Source organism: Chryseobacterium electrogenes (genome assembly GCF_053553015.1).
This window is the reverse complement of record NZ_JBNPPB010000002.1, coordinates 2,417,712-2,440,723: the sequence shown is the minus strand read 5'-3', so window position 1 is coordinate 2,440,723 and position 23,012 is coordinate 2,417,712. Positions and strand designations below refer to the sequence as shown.

The window sequence follows — 23,012 nt, the reverse complement described above, 5'->3', positions numbered from 1 at the left end:
ATTATTAAGCCTTGAGTGCTACAATCTCATCCCGAAGTTTTGCCGCAGCAATAAAGTCAAGTTTTCTCGCAGCCTCTTCCATTTCTTTTTGTTTTTGATCAATTAGTTTTTGGATCTCTTCTGTTCCATAGTTAGATTTAACTTCCGCAACTTCCTGCAAAATGGATTTCTGCGTGTATTTTTGATCCGGAAAATCCTTACTTCTGCCAACAAGATTTTCGCTGATTTTCTTATTAAGCGCCATTGGCACTTTGCCATTAATCTCGTTATATCTTATTTGCTTTTCTCTTCTGTAAGCAGTTTCGTCAATTGTTGCTTGCATAGATTTCGTCATTTTATCGGCGTACAAAATCGCTTTTCCATTAAGATTTCTCGCCGCACGACCAACCGTCTGGATCATCGATCTACGGCTTCTTAACATGCCTTCTTTATCAGCATCAAGAATCGCCACCAAAGATACTTCTGGCAAGTCCAAACCTTCTCTTAACAAGTTAACACCAATTAAAACATCAAATAAACCTAACCTAAGATCTTGCATGATTTGGATTCTTTCCAAAGTCTCAACATCACTGTGTATATAACGGGTTCTAATCCCGAAATTAATGAAATATTTGGTTAATTCTTCCGCCATTTTCTTGGTTAAAGTCGTCACCAAAACACGCTCGTCTAACTCCGCTCTTTTATGGATTTCTTCAATTAAATCATCAATCTGATTAAGCGTTGGTCTGACTTCAATGATTGGATCCAAAAGTCCTGTTGGACGGATAATCTGCTCAATATATTCTCCACCAGTTTTTTCTAATTCATAATCCGCTGGCGTTGCAGAAACGTAGATCACTTGATTCTGCATCAACTCAAATTCTGGGAACTTTAGTGGTCTGTTATCCATAGCTGCAGGCAATCTAAAACCATACTCCACCAAAGCTTCTTTTCTGCTTCTATCCCCGCCATACATGGCATGGACTTGCGGAATAGTCACGTGACTTTCATCAATCACCATTAAGAAATCTTTCGGGAAATAATCCAGCAAACAGAAAGGTCTAGATCCGGGCAATCTACCGTCCATATAACGAGAATAATTTTCAATCCCAGAACAATAACCCAATTCCTTAATCATTTCTAAATCCAGCTCTGTCCGCTCTTGGATACGCTTCGCTTCTAATGGTTTTTCTATCATGTTGAAGAAATCCACTTGCTTCACCATATCATCCTGAATCTCTCTAATAGCGCCTTGCATTGTGTCTGGCGAGGTCACAAATAAATTGGCTGGATAAATATTAATATCGTCAAACTGCGCCTCTACATTGCCTGAAACAGGATCAAAACTTTGAATATTTTCAATTTCGTCGCCAAAAAACTGAATTCTTATCGCATTATCGGCATAAGCGGGATAAATATCGATAACATCACCTTTAACACGGAATGTCCCTCTTTGGAAATCATTAAGCGCTCTAGAATATAACGCATTAACTAAAGAATGAAGTAACTTAGTTCTGGATAATTTTTCGTTTTTCTTAATGACAATTAATGACTTGTGAAATTCGGTTGGATTACCAACACCATAAATACAAGACACCGACGCAACAATAAGTACATCTCGCCTACCAGACAACAAACTCGCAATCGCAGAAAGTCTCAACTTTTCTACCTCTTCATTAATGCTTAGATCTTTTTCTATATAAGTGTTGGTCGATGCGATAAAAGCTTCTGGCTGGTAATAGTCGTAATAACTTACAAAATATTCTACTGCATTCTCAGGGAAAAATTCCTTAAACTCCATAAATAACTGCGCAGCCAAAGTCTTGTTATGTGCCAAGACAATGGTTGGTCGCTGGATATCATTAACGACATTAGCAATCGTAAAGGTTTTCCCAGAGCCGGTAACCCCAAGAAGCGTTTGATATTTTTCGCCGTTATCAATGCCGTTAACCAGTTTTTCTATAGCTTGCGGTTGATCTCCGGTTGGTTGATAGTCCGATTGAAGTTTAAAATTCATACTTCAAAATTACGAAAGATTTCACTAATTTATTCATCAAATAAATCTTTAAAATTCTTCTTTAAATAATCTAAATCATACTGAGGTGCACCTTTAGAAATAATAAAACTATAGGCTTCATGTTTAAAAGTTTCTTCTTTTACGATAAAGTTATTTGGTGCAATTACTTTTCCTTTGACGATATAAACGTCGTAAAAAGGTTTGACATTAGTTTTAGCATAAAGAACTATATTCTTAAACAGAGGTTTTGAATTGGGATTTAACTTTCTAAAATCTTTCATATTATTCGCGAATACAAAATCTCCAAAAAAAGTCGCTTGCAATCCCGCTTTCTTATTCGTGATCAAAAATCCGTCTTCATCACTCTTATTATTGTCTTTACTCAATGGACTAAAGCTATTACAAGAGAAAATTATAAGGCTAAAACTCGTCAAAAAAGCAAGCTTTAGAAATTGTTTAAATATATCATTCATACTTAATATTATTTAACCTTCAGAAAATAAAGATATGAAAATCAACCAAAACACAAGATTTATTGGATTAATCACATTGCTATTTTCTCGTGACTCTTAAATATAAACAACGAATTCCCGACAAGCAAAAAGCCTGAAAATATCAGGCTTTCTTAATACGATCGGCTCTCTTTACACCATGAAAATCTTTGAGATAAAATGGTTCGAAATAAGCAATATCTTCAAATTCTTTATGATTACATTTAGCCAAAGCTTTATTGACTAAATGCTTTGCAGATGGATAAATATCAGCTCTATATGTCGCGTCATTAAGTTGTATAATCTCTTGTGCCTTGGTGCAACCATCTCCCACAAACAAGACTTTGGCATCCTTCAGTTCTTGAAAAGAATTCTCGTCCAAAACCATCGCTTCTGTCGATTGAATTTCTTCTCCTGATTTACCATCATATTTAGCGGTGTAAACTTCCATTCTGCGGGCATCAATCAATGGAATAATATAATCAAAACCTTGATTAACAAAAGGTTCTACCATCGTTTCTAAAGAATTAATTGCTATCAAAGGAATATTTAATCCAAAACAAAAACCTTTGGCAGACGCTGCCGCAATTCTCAATCCTGTGTAAGAACCTGGACCTTTCCCAAGAGAAATAGCGTCTAAGTCTTTTAACTCTATTTCTGCTCCTTCCAAAGCCCATTCTACAAAGCTGTGCAGGCTTTCTGACTGTTTATAATTTTCTGAAACTTCTTCGCAAAGACACAGTAACTTTTCTTGATCAGAAATGGCTACCGAACAGTTTTTAGAAGAGGTTTCTATATGTAATATTTTCATTTTAAATTTTAAATTTTGACCGATTAACGCAAGAATCCGTTTTGTCTTATCTCTTTATGAATGTCTATAATATTGGACGGAATTTCGTTTCTCAGGAGCCAATTAACATCCAATCCATTATTAATAGCTGTTTTCATCATATAAGGATTGTCTGCAATAAGATTTCCTAATGTTTCTAATCCATCAGAGAATTCATACTGAAAATCCTCGTGTAACTTATTGATAATTAGCAATATCTTAAACGTTCTCGAAATAACGCCGACAAAAAACTTATCATCATTCTTATTTCTTTGATATAAAAGATTCTTTTTATTAAGTTCTAAAATCTCATTAAGCATCCATAAATTAAGCCAAGCCTCACCGAATTTGTCCTTTGTCACCGCAACATGATGGCTAATAATGCCGCTCATTGTCCGTATATCTAGATGAAGATAACCCGCCGAATAAAAGTTCTTGTTGGATACAAAAAGATGCCCTTCTAGAACCTTTTGTACGTCGTCTCTTCTCTCGTCAACGGTTTTTTCTCCGAGCAGCTCAAAGGCCAATCGCTCAGTTAAAATCGCATCTTTCTTCAACAAACGAAAAATCAGTCTATCCTTTTCTATAGACGAAAGATGGCTAATCGCTTCTTTTAATTCTTTTGAGATGATCATTAACAATGGATTTTTATTGAATACTAAATGCTCAAGCAAAAATATAACAAAAAAAAGATTTTGGTTGCTAGATTGTCTATTTTAATTCGATGCTTTGGCGGCTCCACAATTTCCAGATGCCTTTTTTCTTAATCCAAATTTCTAATAGAGAAAGATTCATTTCAAAATCAAAAGTCTTATATAATCCTTTGACATGAACCAATCTACGTACCGAAGCTAAGTTTTTATACTTCTTGTATTCCTTAATTTCAGTTTGCTTAATAGATTGATAGTTAACCTTTTTATCGATTATATCTTTTTTAAAATCATTAAAATTCTGAATCCATCCATTAGAATGACCAAACGAAACTTCTGAATCCAAAATCTCTACAATATTAGGATCATTATATTGCATCAATTGATCCAACTTGGATAATTGCGCTTTAAGATTAGAATCAACTTTAACGTCTAAAGATTGAGATTTAGCTAAAAAAATACCTAAACAAAAAATTAAACTAAACGTTAATAAGAACCTATTAATCATTACTTTCTATAAATTGTTCTTGGCTCTGCTTGCGCTTTGGGATAAATAGTAAACTCGGCAATAGAAACTCTTTCTGGTACATTAATACAATAGGCAATAGCGTCTGCAATGTCTTCGGCTAAAAGCGGCTCGTAACCTGCATAGACTGTAGCAGCGCGATCTGTATCCCCTTTGAATCTTACTTTAGAAAAATCAGTTTCTACAGCGCCTGGTTGGATATTAGTCACTCTAATCCCAAATTCTGTAAGCTCAATTCTCATCCCTTCAGAAATAGTATCAACGGCTTTTTTGGAAGCGCAGTAGACCACGCCATTGGCATAAGTTTGTCTTGCTGCGACAGAACTTATATTAATAATCTGACCAGAATTAGCACTTTTCATGGTTGGAATAACTTGTTTTGACACATATAAAAGTCCTTTGACATTGCCATCCAACATAGCATCCCAATCGTTAATATCACCCTCTTCTAAAGAGGCTAAACCGTGCGCATTACCCGCATTATTAATCAAAACATCAATCGCTTGAAACTCCTGAGGAAGTGATCTAAAAGCCTCTTCTACTTCGTTGATATTTCTCACATCAAATTGCAAAGTATGCACCTTAGTCTGTGTAGATAATTCTGATTTTAACTGTGCTAAAACTTCTTGATTTCTGCCACAAAGAATTAAAGAATGTCCTTGTGAAGCCAAAAGATATGCGGTAGCTTTTCCTATGCCGGAGGTTGCGCCAGTAATGAGAATATTTTTCATTGGATTATTATTACGGTTGTAAAATTACGTTGTTAAAATATTTTAGAACAAAAAAAGACTGCAATCACGCAGTCTTTTTCTTTATTATTTCGCTTTAATTTGATTTAAAGCATTAAGAGTTTCTTCTAGATAGAAATCTCTTTTCAGGTTCTTTACCCAGTTTTCAGATTTTTTAGCAAAAACTTCGTCTTTCTTTTCTCTGGCAACTTCGTCTGGATGAAGCGTGAATTTCAATCCATTGTTATATTTATCAATGCCTTTGAATTTTTCGATTTGTGCTTTACGTTCTTTCATCAATGCTGAAAACTTGGCTTGATTAAGCGTTATCTTTTCTTCTTTAGATAATTTTTCTCTCCATTTTGCAGATTCTATCAGCTTTCTATAATTGTCATTATTGCTGACTTTAGAATCTATAACTTTTTGGATTTCCTCAACATTAAAGTTATTAAATCTAGTAAATTTGGCTGCAGCAATCTTATCCCAAGGCAAAGCAAATTGGTCATATCGTTCTCCAATCTCTGCAAAAGTGTAAAGATCTTGCATTTTGACATCAGATTCTACGCCTTTTCTTTGTACAGATTCTCCTGTAATTCTATAATATTTCTGAATGGTTAATTTTAAATCACCAAAGTCATCATTAGTATTAAGGAAACGGTTAAGCGATACAAAAGTCTGTACCGTACCTTTACCAAACGATTGTGGAGATCCAACAATTGCAGCTCTACCATAATCTTGCATTGCTCCCGTCATAATCTCAGACGCTGAGGCAGATAATTCGTTTTGCATAACCACCAAAGGTCCTGTCCAAACGGGTGCATTAGACTTGTTACTAAGAACATTAATCTTACCGTTACCATCTTTAACTTGTACTACAGGCCCTTGGTTAACAAAAAGTCCCATAATGTCCTGAACTTCTGTTAGAGATCCTCCCCCATTATTTCTAACATCGAAAATAATGCCTTCTACATTTTGCGCTTTAAGCTTAATGAGTTCTTTTTTAACATCTTCAGAAGCTCTTCTACCACCTTTCACATCATCGAAATCTGCATAAAAACCAGGTAGATATACGTAACCATATTTTTTACCATTCTGAGAGTTGATGATTAAACTTCTTGCAAATGTATCTTCTATCGCAACTTCTTCTCTAATCATTGTAACATCTATAATGCTACCATCTTTTTTCTCAACCGTTAAGGTAACCGGCGTCCCTTTTTCTCCACGGATTAGTCTTACTGCTTCGTCAGACAGCATACCAACAAGGCTTACAGGATCTTCTTTGGGTTTCGATCTCACTTTAAGAATCTTATCACCTTCTGCTAATTGCTTAGACTTCCATGCGGGTGCACCAATTGTTAAAGCGCCTAAGAAAAGATTACCTTTTCTTTCTTGTATCAAAGCACCAATACCAATAATTTTCCCTGCAAATTGAGTATCAAAATCTTCTTTATCTTTTGGTGAAAAATAAGTTGTATGCGGGTCAAATACTTCTGTGTAGGCATTCATATAAATGCTAAACATATCACTTTTCTTTCTCTTCTTAAAACGACGGAACATATCGCTCATAAGATCTTTGACCTCAGACTGCGCTTTATCCAACTTTTGATCTGCAGTAAGAATTTTGATATTAACCGTATCTTTTAATTTATTAGCAACAAGAGAATCTTTTCTTTTCTTTTGTGCTTCTTCTTTATTATTAATCGTTTCTAACTCCTGAAGAATATTATACTTTATATTTCTTCTCCATTCTGTAGCCAATTCTTTTTGATTAGTAGGATTTTTTCTCAATTTGGTTTCCAAAATCAACTCATCATCCTCATCCAAGTTAACAGGTTTACTCAAGATATCTTGCGTAATCTTATCAACTTCGTCCATTCTTTGGTACAGCCTATCTATGGTTAATTTGTAAAAAACCAGATCACCATTATTAAGATAATCATCTAACTTAGTTTTATGTTTACTAAATTCATCCATATCAGATTGAAGAAAGAATCTTTTGGAATTATCAATCGACTCAAAATACTTGTTGTAAACATCTAAGGAATAAGCATCATTAATAGGCTTAGGGCTATAATGAAGATAAGACAATGTATTCTTAACACTTACCATAATGGTTTGCATCTTTTCATCGTCATTTTTGGGGGAGTTAAAACAAAACATAAGCGTCATAAGTGGCGCAAACATTAGGATTTTATTCAATTTAAAATTTTTGAACATGCTTATTTTAAAATATAAAAGATTGGTAATAGTTATTTTTATTTTGTTACAATTTCTTTTAAAAAATTTGCTATAATTTTTTGACAACAAAAATCAAATTTAATACCTATTTTGAACTTTCCTACTATTAATTGGCTATTTTTGTTAATTATTTTGAGTTATTAACTTTTTTATTATTTAATTCAATCTTAAAATCAAAAAAATATATGGAAAGACCTTTGATACTGGTAACTAATGATGACGGAATTACGGCGCCTGGCATTAGAAAATTAATAGAAATAATGAACAAAATAGGTGATGTTGTAGTGGTTGCTCCAGACTCGCCACAAAGCGGAAAAGGTCATGCCATTACCATAAACCAGACATTAAGTTTTGAAGAATTACATCTTGATGGTCCTCAGAAAGATTTTTCTTGTAGTGGGACACCTGTAGATTGTGTAAAAATTGCGTTAGATAAAGTATTAACTCGTAAGCCCAATATTGTTGTTTCTGGCATTAATCATGGCTCTAATTCTTCTATTAATGTTATCTACTCTGGGACAATGAGCGCCGCTGTAGAAGCTGGTGTAGAAGGTCTACAAGCTATTGGATTTTCTTTATCAGATTTTAGTTGGGAGGCTGATTTTGAGCAAGCCAGAGATTATATCAAAAGCATTGTTCTAAAAACTCTAGAAAACCCAATGCCAAAAGGAATTGTTCTTAATGTCAACATCCCAAAACTTAACAAGGAAGAGATAAAAGGTATTAAAGTTTGTAAGCAAGCCAATGCCAAATGGGAAGAATCTTTTGATGAACGAGTGAATCCTCATGGTAAAAAATATTATTGGTTAAGCGGCTATTTTAATAATATGGATGATTCTGAAGATGCTGATGAAACTGCATTATCACAAGGTTATATTAGTGTTGTTCCTGTAAAATTTGACTTAACAGCTTATGAGTATATTGAGAATCTTTATAAAGTATTAAGCTAATCATTATAATAGCTATTACTAAAGTGTGAGATATTTTAATATTCTTTCTTACAAAACATATTTACAACAAATAGAAAAAGGCAAATCATAAGACTTGCCTTTTTTGTATTTTTAAAATAAATGTTAAATCTAAGTTAGCATTCCGCCATCTACATTAAGAACTTGTCCTGTGATATAAGAAGACAACTCGCTTCCTAAGAATACACAAGCATTAGCCACATCTTCTGGCTGTCCACCGCGTTTTAATGGGATACCTTCTCTCCATCCTTGTACAGTTTTTTCGTCCAAAACAGCAGTCATTTCAGTTTCGATAAAACCTGGTGCTACAACATTGCAACGGATATTACGAGAACCTAATTCTAACGCTATAGACTTAGAGAATCCAATAACACCAGCTTTAGAAGCAGCATAATTAGCTTGTCCTGCATTACCTTTAACACCAACTACAGAACTCATATTGATAATAGAACCTGATTTTGCCTTCATCATTGGCTTGATAACCGCTTTTGTCAAGTTAAATACAGAATCCAAATTAACTTTAATAATCGTATCCCAATCGTCTTTTGACATTCTAAGCATTAGATTATCCTTAGTAATTCCGGCATTGTTAATCAAGATATCAATCTGTCCAAACTCTGCCATAACATCGTCTACCAGCTTCTGTGCTGCATCAAAATCCGAAGCATCCGATTGGTATGACTTAGCTGTTGTTATCTTAGATAATTCTTCTTCTAAGGCTTTAGCTTTGTCCACAGAACCAGCATAAGTAAAGGCAACTTTAGCACCTTGCGCTGCAAAAACTTCTGCGATTCCTTTTCCGATTCCTCGTGTTGCTCCTGTTATAAGCGCAACTTTTCCTTGTAGTAATCCCATATATTTATTGACTATTGTTTAATAATTTTTTTATTAATGATTGTATTATTAATAATTCGTAATGTATATACCCCTTTTGGTAAATTTTCAATATTTAATTTATAATTTTTATCAGAAATCATATGTTCTATGATTAACCTTCCTTCCATATCAATGACCTGAATTCTTTCTATTTCTCTTCCAGTCTCTATATTAATAAAATCTGATGCTGGATTTGGAAAAATCTTATATTGCTTCGATACATCCACAACTGAAAGAACATGATCATTCAGAATTCTGGCTATACCTCTTCTTGCTTTATGATCGTAGGTCAAAAATTCTCCACCTAAAAGAATTTTCCCATCATGTTGTAATCCTATGGTATTAATGACTTTATCTGAACCTATACCCGTATCAAAAGTAAAGTCTAATAGTCCATTATTTAATAATTTCGCCAGATAAGGTCTCGCGCGTCCTTCAATTTTAGAGATTTCACCAGCAATAAGAATATTTCCATCGGGTTCTATTATAACTTTTTTCAAAAAAGCAGCCGTCTCATGGTTAACATTATTACTGTCTAAAATATGAAAAGATAAATCAAGTTCTCCATTGGGCAATAACCTAGCAAGATATTTATTGGGTTGATTAAAATCTTCATCTGTAAATCTAAACAATCCTGCCATTAATATTTTCCCATCATCTTGAACAGCAATGCTTTCTACACGAGGCCCAATGTTAGAATTTAAAAGGTCTGTTTTAAAAGAGAAATCTTTAGTACCATTTGGGTTTAATCTTACAACGCCGTACGAAGGTTCACTTCCAAAAATATCTGCTGCTGCCAGAATTTGATTATTATCTAATAATTTTATATCATAAAAAATAGAATTTGTAGATACAAATACATCGGCATTAAAATCCTCGTCTAAAGAACCATCCGAATTTAAACGAGCTATCGAAGAACGTACATTATTGTCATAATTCCAAAATCCTCCGCAGATAAGAATCTTGCCATCAGGTTGTACAAGGACTTTCTTAATAGGTGCATCACTTCCTGTACCGATATTAAATGTATTGTCCAATGATCCATCCGTATTTAATCTGCACAAAAATCTCTGAGAAGATCCTGATATAAAAAATGCACCAACAACTATAATTTTTCCATCTGATTGAACCGCAATATCAGAAACTCCACCTCCATAAATTGGAGCAATAAAGCTAGCGTCTGTTGTGCCGTTAAGATTAAGGCGTTTCAAGCAATATGTTCCGCCAAAATAACCGCCAACTAATATTTTACCATCATCTTGTTGCTCGATGGACAGAATGCGTATTGGCTCAATATAATCTGCTGCTAAATTGGGTGTAAATTCAATATCAAGTTTCTGGCTTTTTACTAATAGTGATAGTATAGAAACAAAAATAATAAATATTCTTTTCATCATGTCGTATTTTTATAATTGATTAAGAGGCATTATTTACGATCAGAACGATTTCTCCTTTTAATGTTTTACTTTTAGAAAAATCAATTAACTCATTGATTGTACCTCGCTTAGTCTCCTCAAATTTCTTAGAAATCTCACGGCTAAGACTCACTCTGGTTTCTTCTCCAAAAAATTCTTTAATCTGTTCCAATGTGGTATTAATCTTATGTGGACTTTCGTAGAAAACAATGGTCTTTTTTTCTTCTGCCAATTGTTTTAATCTTGTCTGGCGTCCTTTTTTAGGTGGTAAAAAACCTGCAAAAAGAAACTCGTTATTAGGCAATCCTGAAACTACCAAAGCTGGCACAAAAGCCGTTGCTCCTGGCAAACAAATCATTTCTATATTATTATCTGCTGCCGCTTTTGCTAAAAGATACCCTGGATCAGAAATCCCTGGTGTCCCAGCATCCGTGATAATTGCTACATTTTGACCATTTTCTAAGTCTAAAATTACTTTTTCTGTGGCTTGATGCTCATTATGCAAGTGATAAGATCGCAAAGGTTTTGAGATTTCGTAATGCTTTAACAAAACTCCAGATGTCCTTGTGTCTTCACATAAAATATAGTCTACTTCTTTCAAGACTTTTACAGCTCGGAAAGTCATATCTTCCAAGTTACCAACTGGCGTTGGTACAAAATATAGTATTCCGTTCATTTATAAAAATTTATTTTCTACCAAAATCCATAATCTTTGTGCAAATCGGTCTACTTTTTCCCAATTTCTTTCATAATATAAATCGCTCAAAAATTCTTTAGCTTCTTCTAGATTATCAAAACTATTAAGCCTATTAATAACATGATTAAGATCCATCTGACTATTATTAAATAGATGCTGCGTAAAGGCAATTTTATCATTAAGGTCTAATCGAAATTCTTGTTTTGGTTTAGCAGCTTCCATATAATTGGTAGGTCTGTTGTTGCTAAGAAGACTGCCTGAATCTGGTTTTTTTTCTTCTTCTTGCAGATTGCCTAGAAGTTCTTCATCAAATAATGATTTATGAATACCTTTTATATTAGCCAATTTTATTTTCTTCTCTGCAGCGCTAGCATCGTCTATAATTTTTGAATCTGATTCTTCAATTGGTGAGTCGATGTCAGAAATTGTAGCTTTTTTATTATCTTCAATAATTTGCAATCTTCGTGATTCTGACTCTAAAAATGCTTTTTCTTTTTCACTAATTCTATCCTCAGCAGTAGAATTATTATGTTCTGAAATAGAAATTTCTGAGATAAATTGTTCTTTAGTTACTTCTACAACTTCTGATTCAGTGGGTTGCTTTTCCATAGCGAAAGAAAATTGACTTTCTTCATTCTTCTCAAAAGAATGCGTTATCAATTGTTCTTCTTGTAAGATTTCTTGTGTCTCTTGTGTTAATTCTGTGATAGAAGAATGGCTTTCTACAATGATTTCTTCTTCTGTATCATCTTTAAACATTTCGTTATCGGACAAATCAAGATTATCATTTTCGCTAGCTAATTCTTCTTCTTCATTTTCTAATCCGTCTTCAGTAAGATTTTCTATTGAAGAAATTTCTTCATAAGATTCTGTTGTAGCTTCAGTTTCTTCTATAATTATAGGCTCTGATTCTGTATCAATATTAAGATTATCTACACTACTATCCTCTACTATCGGCAAAATTTCTTCTTCTAAAATTACTGCCGGTTGAGTTTCTATTTCTTTAATATTGATTAAATTTTTAAGGTCAAAAGTTTGACTTAATTTAAGAAAAGCTGTTTTTTCTGCCAATTCTTTAATAAGATGATCATCTTGTAATAATCTATCTAACGAATTAATATCGCTTAAATCTTGAATAATATTTTGAATATCAAGAAATAATTTATCTTGTAGATCTTGTAGTTCATTCATAACAATCTTATTAACTTTTTCGTAAATTTGACTTTCACTAATATTGATAGTTTAAAAAAAATTGGTTTTAAAAATACCCAACTATTTTTAAGTTATCATGAGGCTATATGAACTGCTAAATTAAACAATGTTTTTAGAAAATACAATAAATCATTCTAAACAGAGTGGTTGGATGGAAGTTATCTGCGGATCTATGTTTTCTGGTAAGACCGAAGAACTCATACGCAGATTGAGACGCGCCGAAATGGCGGGACAAAATGTAGAAATTTTTAAACCAAAAGTAGATACGCGCTACTCTAACGATGATGTAGTATCTCATAATTACAATAAAATTAGAAGTACTGCTGTAGATACTTCTACCGAAATATTATTGTTGGGTTCTCAATGCGATGTGGTTGGTATAGATGAGGCACAATTTTTTGATGAAGGTATTGTAGAAATAGCCAATCAATTAGCAAATAATGGTATAAGAGTCGTTATTGCAGGATTAGATATGGATTTTCTTGGTCGTCCCTTCGGGCCTATGCCTAATCTTATGGCGACAGCAGAATATGTTACAAAAGTGCACGCTATTTGTAAAAGAACTGGTAACCTAGCTAATTACTCTATGAGAACATCGCATGGACAAAACCTTGTAGAGTTAGGAGAAACAGATAGTTATGAAGCAGTAAGCAGACGTGTTTTTATAGACGAAATGCGATCCAAAACTAGCACGAATCAAGATGATTCTATTTGATATATGGAATATACAATTAAAGAAATCGCTTTTATTACCAATACGCAAGTCATTGGAAATAATCAACTTATTATCAAAAATATAGCTTTTGATAGTAGGACGATATATTCTACAAAATATACGGCATTTATCGCCATTAATTCTCCCAATAATTCTGGAGACAAATATATTTCGGCAGCAATAGAGCGAGGAATTAATATCATTATTGCAGAAAAGAAAACATTAGATAACCCTTCTATTAGTTGGATTATAGTAGATAATGTTATGAGATTTTTACATCAACTAGCTCATTATCATTTTCAAAATGCTAATATAAAATCCATTGGTATCACAGGAAGTAATGGTAAAACTGTTCTTAAAGAATGGCTATATCAAAGTGTTTCTGATGAGATATCAACGGTAAAAAGCCCTAAAAGTTTCAACTCTCAATTAGGCTTACCATTATCTCTTCTTCAGATTAATCCTAATCATGATCTAGGAATATTTGAAGTAGGAATCTCCAAACCTGGAGAAATGTGCCTACAAGAAGAGTTATTTCAACCTAATATTGGTGTATTAACTCATATAGGCTCTGCCCATTCTGCCAATTTTAAATCAGAAGATCAATTAATTGATGAAAAAATAAAACTATTTCATCATTCTAAAACCATCATCTATAACAATGATAACAATCTGATTTATAATAAAATAAACAATATTTATTCAAGTAAAAAATTAATAAGTTTTGGATTGAATAAAAATTCTGATGTCTATATTGACAGTGATTATAATGATAGAAGTCAAGCTATTATTGTAAAATATTTTGAAGAAGATATCAAATTTGAAGCCCAAAAAAGAGATGAAGCAACATTAAGCAATGTCTTGGCTTTAATCTGTGTTTTAAAGGAATTAAACTTCAGCAATACTAAAATTGTAGAAAAAATCAATGCTCTAAAATCTGTAGAAATGCGATTGGAAAGCATTGAAGGAAGCAAAAATAATCTCATTATTAATGATTCTTATAATTTGGATTGGGATTCTCTGACCATCGCATTTCAATTTATTAAAGAATATAATAAGGATAAGAAAACCTTGATTTTAACGGACTTTATTGACGTTAATGAGATCTCAGATCATTTTTATAAAAATGTTGCATCCTTGGTTAATGAACAGAATTTTGAGAACGTATTTTTAATTGGTGAAAAAATTACTAAGCACTTTTCAGAATTCAAATCTAAAACTTTCACTTTCAATAATACAAAAGAACTTATTGATAGTAAAGAACTTAACAAATTAGAAAATCAGCTTATTCTTCTCAAAGGTGCTAGAAAATTCGAAATAGAAACGATTAAAGAAATTCTAGAACTCAGAAAACATGAGACCAGATTAGAAATTAACCTCAATGCATTAATTCATAACATTAATATTCATAAATCTTTATTGAAACCAGATACCAAAATAATGGCAATGGTAAAAGCTAATGCTTATGGACTAGGAAGCTATGAGATTTCTGAGTTTCTACAACATCATCATATCGATTATCTTGGTGTTGCTGTTGCAGATGAAGGTGCAGAACTACGCAAGAAAGGTATAACCACGCCAATCATTGTGATGAATCCCGAGCAGCATAGTTATAAGACGATTATAGAATATAATCTTGAACCAGAAATCTACAGTATTAGAGTATTAGAACTCTTCTCTACAGAATTAAAAAATTCTAATGTAGAGAAAGATTTTCCTATACACATCAAGTTAGAAACGGGTATGCATCGTCTTGGTTTTAAGACTTCAGAATTGGATCAACTTATACAGACTTTAGAGCATTATCCTGTAAAAGTACAGAGTATATTCAGTCATTTATCTTCGGCTGACGTTCCATCAGAAAGAGATTATACCCTAGAGCAATTATCTACTTTTGAGCTTAATTCTACTTATCTAATTAATGCTTTGGGATATCAACCGATAAGACATATTCTTAATTCTTCTGGCACCGTTAACTATCCCGATTATCAATACGACATGATAAGAATAGGAATAGGAATGATGGGAATAGCTTACAATGAAAACATCCAGAAAAAGCTTCAATCTGTCGTTAGTTTTAAAACGGTAATATCTCAAATTTCAGAAATAAAACAAGGCGAATCTGTTGGGTATGGCAGACGTTTTGTTGCCGAAAATAAAACTAAAATTGCAACAATCCCTGTTGGTTATGCAGACGGAATCCCTAGATTAATAGGAAATAAAAAGGGGAAAATGTCCCTTAATCACCAATTAGTATCTATTGTAGGAAATGTTTGTATGGATCTATTAATGCTGGATATTGGCGATATTTCTGCTAAAGAGGGTGATAATGTAACTATCTTTAATACCAAGCCAAGCTTATCAGACTTTGCAGACTATTGCCAGACAATTCCTTATGAAGTCCTTACTTCTATATCTCCAAGAGTTAAAAGAATTTATATAAAAGACTGAAAATGAAAAAAATAGTTTACCTTCTTATATTCTTTAGTTTAATCCTAAAAGCACAAGTTAGGCAAGGTTTTACTATTCCTCCAAATCCTAAAATAGGTTTATCCCTTAGTGGCGGAGGTGCTAAAGGTTTTTCGCATGTTGGCGTACTCAAGGTATTAGACTCTTTAGGCGTCAAGGTAGATTATGTTTCTGGGACAAGTATGGGTGCAATTGTTGGTGGTCTATATGCTTCTGGATATACAGGAAAAGATATAGAAAAGATTGTGATGGATACCGACTTCTACTCTCTTATTACTGATCCTAAATCACGACAAGAATCCAGCTTTTTTAATAAATCAGTAGACAAATACCTTCTAAGTATTCCTCTTAAAAACGGAAAAGCTACATTTCCTTCTTCCATAAGTACAGGGCAGCGCAATGTTTATTTACTAAAAGAACTTCTGAAAAATGTTTCTGCTGTAGATGATTTTTCAAAACTTCCTATCCCTTTTATGTGCGTGGCAACAAATCTAGAAAGTGGCAGTGCAAAAATATTTGAAAATGGAGATCTTGTACAAGCAATCATGGCAAGCTCTGCCTATCCATCATTATTAGAACCTGTAAAAATTGGCGATAGCCTCTACGTAGATGGTGCAATGACGATCAATTATCCATCAAAACAATTAAAGGATAAAGGTATTGATATTGTTATTGGCGTAGATCTCAATCAAGGCTTATCTAAGAAAGAAGATTTATTAAGTATGATTTCTATTCTTAATCAAGTCATAGATTTCGGGATACAAAGGGACACAAAAATACAGTATAAATTTACAGATATCAATATTAAACCTAATCTAATAGGCATGACTGCCACAAGCTATGATAGTAAAAAAAACATACTAGATAGTGGCTACTCAGAAGCTAAAAAATATATAACCCTCTTAGACCAACTACCCAAAAGAAATTATGAAAGACTTAGGATACCTATTAACCCCGTTTACAGCAACGTTTATAAGATAGACAGCCTCGTGGTAGAAAATGGCAAAATCTTTGGAAAAAACTACGTTTTAGGAAAATTAGGGCTACATACTCCTTCTATGCAAACTTATGGTAGCATCAACAAGATGATTGATAAATTATATGCGACCAATAACTACAAATTAATTAATTACGATATCATCCAGGATTCTAATAATAATTATCTAAAATTATATGTCACAGAAGACGATACCAGACATTTTTTGAAAGTAGGATTACATTATGATGAGATTTTCAAAACAGGATTACTACTTAATTATTCTGGTAAAAGATTATTATTTCGTAATTCTAATCTGTCCTTAGATGTAATAGTAGGTGACCAACCACGTTATTACTTTAATTACTTTATAGATAATGGATACATTCCTGGTGTTGGCATATACTCTTCTGGGATGACCTTCGAGACTAGAAATAAAGATAATAATACTTCAGAATCTTGGAAATGGTTCAGAAACGAAATTTACATACAATCCGTCTGGAAAGATAGATATGCTATTGGCGGTGGTATCAGTTATGATTACTTTGACAAAAAGGATGCAGTTGGAGAGAATTTTATAGCTGAGAGATACATCAATCCTTATATATTCTTAAAGAGTGATACACAGAATGACAAAGACTTTCCTACAAGAGGTTTTTATCTCAATACAGAAGCAAAGGTTATTAATGATTTCAATTCTTCTTTGGAGAAAAAGCCCGTTCAAGTAAAAGCTGACATCCGGATGAATTTTCCAATATCCAATGCTTTTACATATAGACTAAGTTTATACGGAGGCATAAGTTTCAACGATAATATTCCTCATTTTTACAAATATAGAATTGGCGGAATATTTGAACAGAATCTTCCTAATATGAGATCTTTTGCAGGCTACCACTTTGCACAATTAGAAGACATCAATGTTGTAATGGCATCCAATGATATTCAATATAAATTCAACAAAAACTATTTCCTGATAGGTAACTTTAGCATAGCCAATCTTTTCGATAGTATTGAGCTAGATGACTCCGTAAAAATCAACTATAGTTCTATAGGACTTACAGCGGGATACAAGTCACCATTTGGACAAATAAAACTTAACGTTAGCAAATCACTTAACAAACATAAAGGCGTATTCAGTGTTATTTTAGGACACTGGTTTTAATATTATGATACAATTCTTTTTCGAAAACATAGAAGAAAACATCAACTCTAATTACACAATTTGGCTAGAGGAGATCATCCACAAAGAATCAAAAAAACTTGGAGAAATCAATTATATCCTTTGCGATGACGCATATCTTTTAAAGGTAAATCAGGACTATCTTCAGCATGATTATTACACAGACATTATCACTTTTGACAAAGTACGAGGCACTACAATTAACGCAGACATTTTTGTATCTTTGCAGCGCATTTCGGACAACGCCTCTACCCTATCAAGAGATTATCAAGAAGAATTACGTCGCGTATTAGCCCATGGTATTTTGCACCTTTGCGGTTATAAAGACAAATCCGAAGCAGAAGAAAAAATGATGCGAAGTAAAGAAGATCATTACTTAGCCTTATATAAAGAACAGCAGAATTAGGAGCTATTTCCCGCTTTCCGCTGTATCTTTTATAGATAATCCCACAGCCTAAGCTCAACCATTATCTAAAAAGGATGCCGCTACAATCGGGGCTAATGAACCAATTCGAGATTAGATGTTTCACGTGAAACATTGCTAAGATTTACAACAAATAATAAAGCTGAAAAGCATAATAAAATGATATCAGAAACATATGATGTAATTGTCGTTGGAGCAGGACATGCCGGTTGCGAAGCTGCTGCTGCTGCTGCCAATTTGGGATCCAAAACCCTATTGGTTACAATGAATATGCAAACCATCGGACAAATGAGTTGCAACCCAGCAATGGGTGGTATTGCAAAAGGTCAAATCGTTAGAGAAATAGATGCGCTTGGTGGTTACTCTGGGATAGTATCCGATAAATCTGCCATACAATTCAAAATGCTTAACCTATCAAAAGGTCCAGCAATGTGGTCTCCAAGAACACAAAATGATCGTATGTTATTTGCTGAAGAATGGAGATACGCATTAGAGAATACACCTAACTTAGACTTTTTCCAGGATATGGTAAAAAGCCTTATTATAGAAAATAATAAAGTAGTCGGTGTAGTAACATCACTAGGAATATCTATAAAAAGTAAATCTGTTGTGTTAACTAATGGGACATTTCTTAACGGATTAATCCATGTTGGTGATAAGCAATTAGGTGGTGGTCGTATGGGAGAACCAAGAGCCTTTGGTATCACAGAACAGTTAGTTTCTCTAGGATTTGTAGCTGGAAGAATGAAGACTGGTACCCCACCCCGCGTAGATGGAAGAAGCTTAGATTATTCTAAAATGGAGGAACAAAAAGGCGACGAAAATCCGCAAAAGTTCAGCTACTTAGATACACCTAAATTAACCAAACAATTAAGTTGTCACATCGTTTATACTAACGAGACTGTACATGATATTCTAAGAGAAGGCTTTGACAGAAGTCCAATGTTTAATGGGACAATTCAGAGTTTAGGACCAAGATATTGTCCAAGTATAGAAGACAAGATTAATCGTTTTGCAGAGCGTACAAGACATCAACTTTTTGTAGAACCAGAAGGTTGGAAAACCGTAGAAATATACGTTAACGGATTCAGTTCTTCTTTACCAGAAGATGTACAAATAAAAGCAATGCGTCACATCCCAGGTTTCGAAAATGTAAAAGTATTCCGTCCTGGTTACGCTATAGAATATGACTACTTCCCTCCTACCCAATTGTATCATACACTAGAAACAAAGCTGATAGAGAATTTATATTTTGCAGGTCAAATTAATGGTACAACAGGTTATGAAGAAGCTGGTGGCCAAGGACTAATTGCTGGTATTAATGCAGCGTTAAAAGTACAAGAAAAACCAGAATTTACTTTAAGTAGAGATGAAGCTTATATCGGTGTTCTTATAGATGATCTGATAACTAAAGGCACAGAAGAACCTTACAGAATGTTTACTTCTAGAGCAGAATATAGACTTCTTTTAAGACAAGATAATGCTGATATTAGACTTACAGAAAAGTCTTATAATATAGGTTTAGCAAAAAAAGAAAGATTGATAAAAGTAGAACAAAAAATATCTGATAGTCAACAACTTGAAGGCTTTCTTAGAGAAACTTCTTTAAAGCCTGGCATCATCAATCCAATTTTAGAAAGTATCGATTCATCTCCTGTAGATCAAGCTTATCGTGCTGCACAGATCTTAACAAGACCTAATATGAATCTCGAAAAACTAGAAGAAATCCCTACTATTAAAGAATTTGCAAGTCAATATAATGACGAAGCAAGAGAGCAAGCAGAGATTAATATTAAGTATAAAGGTTATATAGAAAAGGAAAGAGATAATGTTGCTAAGCTTAATAGATTAGAAACTATTAAAATTCCGGAAGATTTTGACTACAACAAAATACTAAGTCTATCCGCGGAAGCTAAGCAAAAAATGACGAAAGTTAGACCAAAAACTATAGCTCAAGCAGGTAGAATAAGTGGTGTTTCGCCAGCGGATATTAACGTGCTTTTAATCTATTTAGGAAGATAAAATCAAATGTTTCACGTGAAACATCATCAGAATTAAAAGATTGATATAATGTCTTGTATGAGCTTATTTGCAATGAAGGATTATCAATCTTTTAATTTTTATTAATCTATATTTATGAAAATTAAAGACCATTTTCTTAGCCAAGAAGAATTTGAAATTATAGAAACAGAAGTTAAGGGAATATGGAAAACCTCCCCTACTCCATCCAATATTTCTAAATATTATGAAAGTGAAGATTATATTTCTCATCACCAAGATAATGGATCAGCTAAAGAAAAATTATATAAATTTTTACAAGGCTTCAATTTAAAGTATAAAAAAAATATACTACAAAATAATATTAATCAAGAAACAAAAGCTAGTGTTTTAGATTATGGTTGTGGCGCAGGAGAATTTATTAAGTTTTTAGAAAACGATTTCACCACTTTTGGTTATGAACCTAATCAAGATGCAAGAGCTGCAGCAAAAAAGAAAACTTCTAGCACAAAAATAATTAGCGATCTTTCTGAGGTAGAAAATAATTCTTTAGATGTTATTACACTTTGGCATGTTTTCGAGCATATTGAAAATCAAGAAGAAATCCTTTCCTTATTTTATTCAAAATTAAAAGAAAAAGGAATTCTTATTATTGCTGTACCTAATCCTACTTCTTATGATGCAAAACATTATAAAGAATATTGGGCAGCTTATGATGTACCAAGACATATTTTTCATTTTTCAAAAAAAGGAATGATGAATCTGATGAACAACAAAAATTGGTCAATAAGAAAAATTAAACCTCTCCTACTCGATTCTTATTACATCTCAATGTTAAGCGAAAAATATAAGAAATCTCCACTAATTTGGTTAAAATCTTTGATTCACGGATCGATTTCTAATATAAAGGCTATTTTTAACAACGAATTTTCAAGTTTGATATACATTATCGAAAAAAAATAGAAAATGGATTTTTAATACCTTTAAAGAGGTTTTTTTTAAGCCTAATTGTGAATATTTTGTTAACAAGTATTCAATTTTCAAGATTGGAAGAAAATATTCTAAATAGATTCTATAGGCTGAGAATCGCTTAAAAAATTATCTACGCTACTTAGTTAAGTAGAAAACATAAAAAAAACCGTCAAATCTATTTGACGGTTTTAATTTTTATAAAATTGACATACTAATCGTTATTGATAGCAGACACTCCTGGTAATTCTAATCCTTCTAAACTTTCTAGCATAGCACCACCGCCAGTAGAAACATAGCTAACTTTATCTTCATAACCAAATTGCTTTACAAAAGCAACACTATCACCACCTCCTACTAATGAAAATGCACCAAGCTTAGTCGCTTCTTCGATACTGTCTCCAAGAGAAATCGTTCCTCCAGAAAAATTAGGCATTTCGAAAACGCCAATCGGGCCGTTCCACAGAATAGTTCTAGAGTTAAGAATTACATCATTGATCTTATCACGAGTTTTAGATCCTGCATCTAATCCCATCCAACCTTCAGGAATTTCGTAAATGCTAACTTCATCTCTGTTCGCATCATTATTAAAATCATCCGCGATTACGACATCTATTGGTAGATAGACTTGTACATTATGTTCTTTAGCCTTTGCTAAAATTTCTAATGCCAATTGCAATTTATCGTCTTCTACTAGAGAAGTTCCGATTTTTCCTCCCAAAGCTTTTATAAAGGTGAATCCCATACCGCCACCAATAATTAAATTATCAATAGCTGGTAAAATATTTTCTATAATTGTAATTTTTGTAGAAACTTTAGATCCTCCAAGAATTGCAGTTACCGGACGCTCTCCTTTCTTAAGAACTTTGTCAATAGCTTCTAATTCTTTAGCCATTAATAAACCGAAAAATTTAGTTGATGGATAGAATTTAGCTATAACAGATGTAGATGCATGTGCTCTATGAGCTGTTCCGAAAGCGTCATTTACGTATGTATCAGCAAGTTGTGATAACTCTTTAGCAAAATTTTCATCACCTTCTTCCTCTTCTTTATGGAATCTAAGATTCTCCAATAAAAGAATTTCGCCGGCTTGTAATTCTTTAGCTGCTAATACTGCAGCATCACCTGTACTGCTCTCTACAAATTTAACTTCTTTACCGAAAACTTTAGTTACTTCATTTACAATATGTTTTAAAGAAAACTGATCATTAACTTCACCTTTAGGTCTTCCTAGATGCGTCATAAGGATTACAGATCCGCCATCATTAAGTATTTTTTCTACAGTTGGCTTAACAGCAACAATTCTTGTATTATCTGTTACATTAAGTTGATCGTCTTGCGGAACATTAAAATCAACTCTAACCAAAGCTTTTTTGCCTTGGAAATTAAAATCATTAATTGTTTTCATTCTATACGCTATATAAATTGTGATTCGGTTTAATGAGAAATATCTCTTTCTCAACGATTACAAATTTAAGGCTTCTAACAATGAGTTTAATTTTTTTTTTTTGAAAAAATTCCACAATCCACAAACAGCAATAACAAACATATTGTTCTTCTTAAAAAAAGGAAATAATGTTACTGTTGTTGTAGATGTGAGTTTTGGGGAAAAGTTTATTATTTTTTTTTGGTAACATTTAGTTTAAGCTTAATTC

At 33.0% G+C, this 23,012-nt stretch carries 19 protein-coding genes; 7 read left to right on the top strand and 12 right to left on the bottom strand.

Going from position 1 to position 23,012, the window contains the following annotated elements:
• Positions 1–4 precede the first annotated feature (4 nt).
• The 7 genes from uvrB to ACQQ6V_RS11185 all read right to left on the bottom strand — a co-directional run bounded on the left by uvrB (position 5) and on the right by ACQQ6V_RS11185 (position 7,437).
• Positions 5–1,996 (bottom strand): excinuclease ABC subunit UvrB, encoded by a 1,992-nt coding sequence (gene uvrB / locus ACQQ6V_RS11215; protein ID WP_448845611.1) that lies wholly within the window; start codon positions 1,994–1,996, stop codon positions 5–7.
• Between the two features lie 29 nt (positions 1,997–2,025).
• Entirely contained in the window at positions 2,026–2,469 is a 444-nt protein-coding gene (locus ACQQ6V_RS11210; protein WP_448845610.1) for a hypothetical protein, read from the bottom strand.
• A 142-nt stretch (positions 2,470–2,611) separates the two neighbouring features.
• Positions 2,612–3,298, bottom strand: coding sequence for a tRNA (adenosine(37)-N6)-threonylcarbamoyltransferase complex dimerization subunit type 1 TsaB (tsaB, locus tag ACQQ6V_RS11205; protein ID WP_448845609.1), 687 nt, complete (start codon positions 3,296–3,298; stop codon positions 2,612–2,614).
• A gap of 23 nt (positions 3,299–3,321) precedes the next feature.
• Positions 3,322–3,951, bottom strand: coding sequence for a hypothetical protein (locus tag ACQQ6V_RS11200; protein WP_448845608.1), 630 nt, complete (start codon positions 3,949–3,951; stop codon positions 3,322–3,324).
• 76 nt (positions 3,952–4,027) lie between these two features.
• Positions 4,028–4,474, bottom strand: coding sequence for a hypothetical protein (locus ACQQ6V_RS11195; RefSeq protein ID WP_448845607.1), 447 nt, complete (start codon positions 4,472–4,474; stop codon positions 4,028–4,030).
• Positions 4,474–5,223 carry an SDR family NAD(P)-dependent oxidoreductase gene (locus tag ACQQ6V_RS11190; RefSeq protein ID WP_448845606.1) on the bottom strand — a complete coding sequence of 250 codons (750 nt, stop codon included), beginning with the start codon at positions 5,221–5,223 and terminating at the stop codon, positions 4,474–4,476. The genes ACQQ6V_RS11195 and ACQQ6V_RS11190 overlap by 1 nt, the downstream gene beginning before the upstream one ends.
• Before the next feature lie 84 nt (positions 5,224–5,307).
• On the bottom strand, positions 5,308–7,437 hold the full coding sequence (locus ACQQ6V_RS11185; protein ID WP_448845605.1) for a carboxy terminal-processing peptidase: 2,130 nt from the start codon (positions 7,435–7,437) through the stop codon (positions 5,308–5,310).
• 206 nt (positions 7,438–7,643) lie between these two features.
• Here ACQQ6V_RS11185 and surE point away from each other — a divergent pair, with 206 nt between their 5' ends.
• A complete protein-coding gene (gene surE, locus ACQQ6V_RS11180; protein WP_448845604.1) occupies positions 7,644–8,408 on the top strand; it encodes a 5'/3'-nucleotidase SurE in 765 nt (254 codons plus the stop codon).
• Between the two features lie 129 nt (positions 8,409–8,537).
• Here surE and fabG read toward each other — a convergent pair whose 3' ends face one another.
• From fabG to ACQQ6V_RS11160, 4 genes are read right to left on the bottom strand one after another with little or no spacing between them, the layout of a single operon-like run.
• Positions 8,538–9,281 carry a 3-oxoacyl-[acyl-carrier-protein] reductase gene (gene fabG, locus ACQQ6V_RS11175; protein WP_448845603.1) on the bottom strand — a complete coding sequence of 248 codons (744 nt, stop codon included), beginning with the start codon at positions 9,279–9,281 and terminating at the stop codon, positions 8,538–8,540.
• Between the two features lie 11 nt (positions 9,282–9,292).
• Positions 9,293–10,696 carry a T9SS type A sorting domain-containing protein gene (locus ACQQ6V_RS11170; RefSeq protein WP_448845602.1) on the bottom strand — a complete coding sequence of 468 codons (1,404 nt, stop codon included), beginning with the start codon at positions 10,694–10,696 and terminating at the stop codon, positions 9,293–9,295.
• A 22-nt stretch (positions 10,697–10,718) separates the two neighbouring features.
• Positions 10,719–11,393 carry a 16S rRNA (cytidine(1402)-2'-O)-methyltransferase gene (gene rsmI / locus ACQQ6V_RS11165; RefSeq protein ID WP_448845601.1) on the bottom strand — a complete coding sequence of 225 codons (675 nt, stop codon included), beginning with the start codon at positions 11,391–11,393 and terminating at the stop codon, positions 10,719–10,721.
• Positions 11,394–12,605 carry a DUF8457 domain-containing protein gene (locus ACQQ6V_RS11160; protein WP_448845600.1) on the bottom strand — a complete coding sequence of 404 codons (1,212 nt, stop codon included), beginning with the start codon at positions 12,603–12,605 and terminating at the stop codon, positions 11,394–11,396.
• Between the two features lie 127 nt (positions 12,606–12,732).
• Between ACQQ6V_RS11160 and ACQQ6V_RS11155 the strand changes: the two genes are divergently transcribed.
• From ACQQ6V_RS11155 to ACQQ6V_RS11130, 6 genes are all read left to right on the top strand, one after another.
• The gene (locus tag ACQQ6V_RS11155) at positions 12,733–13,341 is read left to right on the top strand and encodes a thymidine kinase (RefSeq protein WP_448845599.1); all 609 of its coding nucleotides are present in this window, start codon (positions 12,733–12,735) and stop codon (positions 13,339–13,341) included.
• Positions 13,342–13,344: 3 nt separating this feature from the next.
• Positions 13,345–15,792: a bifunctional UDP-N-acetylmuramoyl-tripeptide:D-alanyl-D-alanine ligase/alanine racemase gene (locus tag ACQQ6V_RS11150; RefSeq protein ID WP_448845598.1), complete on the top strand. Its 2,448-nt coding sequence runs from the start codon at positions 13,345–13,347 to the stop codon at positions 15,790–15,792.
• 2 nt (positions 15,793–15,794) lie between these two features.
• Entirely contained in the window at positions 15,795–17,948 is a 2,154-nt protein-coding gene (locus ACQQ6V_RS11145) for a patatin-like phospholipase family protein (protein ID WP_448845597.1), read from the top strand.
• Between the two features lie 4 nt (positions 17,949–17,952).
• Positions 17,953–18,372, top strand: coding sequence for an rRNA maturation RNase YbeY (ybeY, locus tag ACQQ6V_RS11140; protein WP_448845596.1), 420 nt, complete (start codon positions 17,953–17,955; stop codon positions 18,370–18,372).
• Positions 18,373–18,549: 177 nt separating this feature from the next.
• Positions 18,550–20,412, top strand: coding sequence for a tRNA uridine-5-carboxymethylaminomethyl(34) synthesis enzyme MnmG (gene mnmG, locus ACQQ6V_RS11135; protein ID WP_448845595.1), 1,863 nt, complete (start codon positions 18,550–18,552; stop codon positions 20,410–20,412).
• A 114-nt stretch (positions 20,413–20,526) separates the two neighbouring features.
• Complete coding sequence (locus ACQQ6V_RS11130) at positions 20,527–21,351, top strand: class I SAM-dependent methyltransferase (RefSeq protein WP_448845594.1); 825 nt, start codon at positions 20,527–20,529, stop codon at positions 21,349–21,351.
• A 220-nt stretch (positions 21,352–21,571) separates the two neighbouring features.
• Here ACQQ6V_RS11130 and ACQQ6V_RS11125 read toward each other — a convergent pair whose 3' ends face one another.
• A complete protein-coding gene (locus tag ACQQ6V_RS11125; RefSeq protein WP_448845593.1) occupies positions 21,572–22,765 on the bottom strand; it encodes a phosphoglycerate kinase in 1,194 nt (397 codons plus the stop codon).
• Positions 22,766–23,012 lie beyond the last annotated feature (247 nt).

Excerpts from the sequence above, each read along its gene's own strand:
- uvrB (WP_448845611.1), bottom strand. The coding sequence starts at position 1,996 with ATGAATTTTAAACTTCAATCGGACTATCAACCAACCGGAGATCAACCG.
- ACQQ6V_RS11210 (WP_448845610.1), bottom strand. The coding sequence starts at position 2,469 with ATGAATGATATATTTAAACAATTTCTAAAGCTTGCTTTTTTGACGAGT.
- tsaB (WP_448845609.1), bottom strand. The coding sequence starts at position 3,298 with ATGAAAATATTACATATAGAAACCTCTTCTAAAAACTGTTCGGTAGCC.
- ACQQ6V_RS11200 (WP_448845608.1), bottom strand. The coding sequence starts at position 3,951 with ATGATCATCTCAAAAGAATTAAAAGAAGCGATTAGCCATCTTTCGTCT.
- ACQQ6V_RS11195 (WP_448845607.1), bottom strand. The coding sequence starts at position 4,474 with ATGATTAATAGGTTCTTATTAACGTTTAGTTTAATTTTTTGTTTAGGT.
- ACQQ6V_RS11190 (WP_448845606.1), bottom strand. The coding sequence starts at position 5,223 with ATGAAAAATATTCTCATTACTGGCGCAACCTCCGGCATAGGAAAAGCT.
- ACQQ6V_RS11185 (WP_448845605.1), bottom strand. The coding sequence starts at position 7,437 with ATGTTCAAAAATTTTAAATTGAATAAAATCCTAATGTTTGCGCCACTT.
- surE (WP_448845604.1), top strand. The coding sequence starts at position 7,644 with ATGGAAAGACCTTTGATACTGGTAACTAATGATGACGGAATTACGGCG.
- fabG (WP_448845603.1), bottom strand. The coding sequence starts at position 9,281 with ATGGGATTACTACAAGGAAAAGTTGCGCTTATAACAGGAGCAACACGA.
- ACQQ6V_RS11170 (WP_448845602.1), bottom strand. The coding sequence starts at position 10,696 with ATGAAAAGAATATTTATTATTTTTGTTTCTATACTATCACTATTAGTA.
- rsmI (WP_448845601.1), bottom strand. The coding sequence starts at position 11,393 with ATGAACGGAATACTATATTTTGTACCAACGCCAGTTGGTAACTTGGAA.
- ACQQ6V_RS11160 (WP_448845600.1), bottom strand. The coding sequence starts at position 12,605 with ATGAATGAACTACAAGATCTACAAGATAAATTATTTCTTGATATTCAA.
- ACQQ6V_RS11155 (WP_448845599.1), top strand. The coding sequence starts at position 12,733 with ATGTTTTTAGAAAATACAATAAATCATTCTAAACAGAGTGGTTGGATG.
- ACQQ6V_RS11150 (WP_448845598.1), top strand. The coding sequence starts at position 13,345 with ATGGAATATACAATTAAAGAAATCGCTTTTATTACCAATACGCAAGTC.
- ACQQ6V_RS11145 (WP_448845597.1), top strand. The coding sequence starts at position 15,795 with ATGAAAAAAATAGTTTACCTTCTTATATTCTTTAGTTTAATCCTAAAA.
- ybeY (WP_448845596.1), top strand. The coding sequence starts at position 17,953 with ATGATACAATTCTTTTTCGAAAACATAGAAGAAAACATCAACTCTAAT.
- mnmG (WP_448845595.1), top strand. The coding sequence starts at position 18,550 with ATGATATCAGAAACATATGATGTAATTGTCGTTGGAGCAGGACATGCC.
- ACQQ6V_RS11130 (WP_448845594.1), top strand. The coding sequence starts at position 20,527 with ATGAAAATTAAAGACCATTTTCTTAGCCAAGAAGAATTTGAAATTATA.
- ACQQ6V_RS11125 (WP_448845593.1), bottom strand. The coding sequence starts at position 22,765 with ATGAAAACAATTAATGATTTTAATTTCCAAGGCAAAAAAGCTTTGGTT.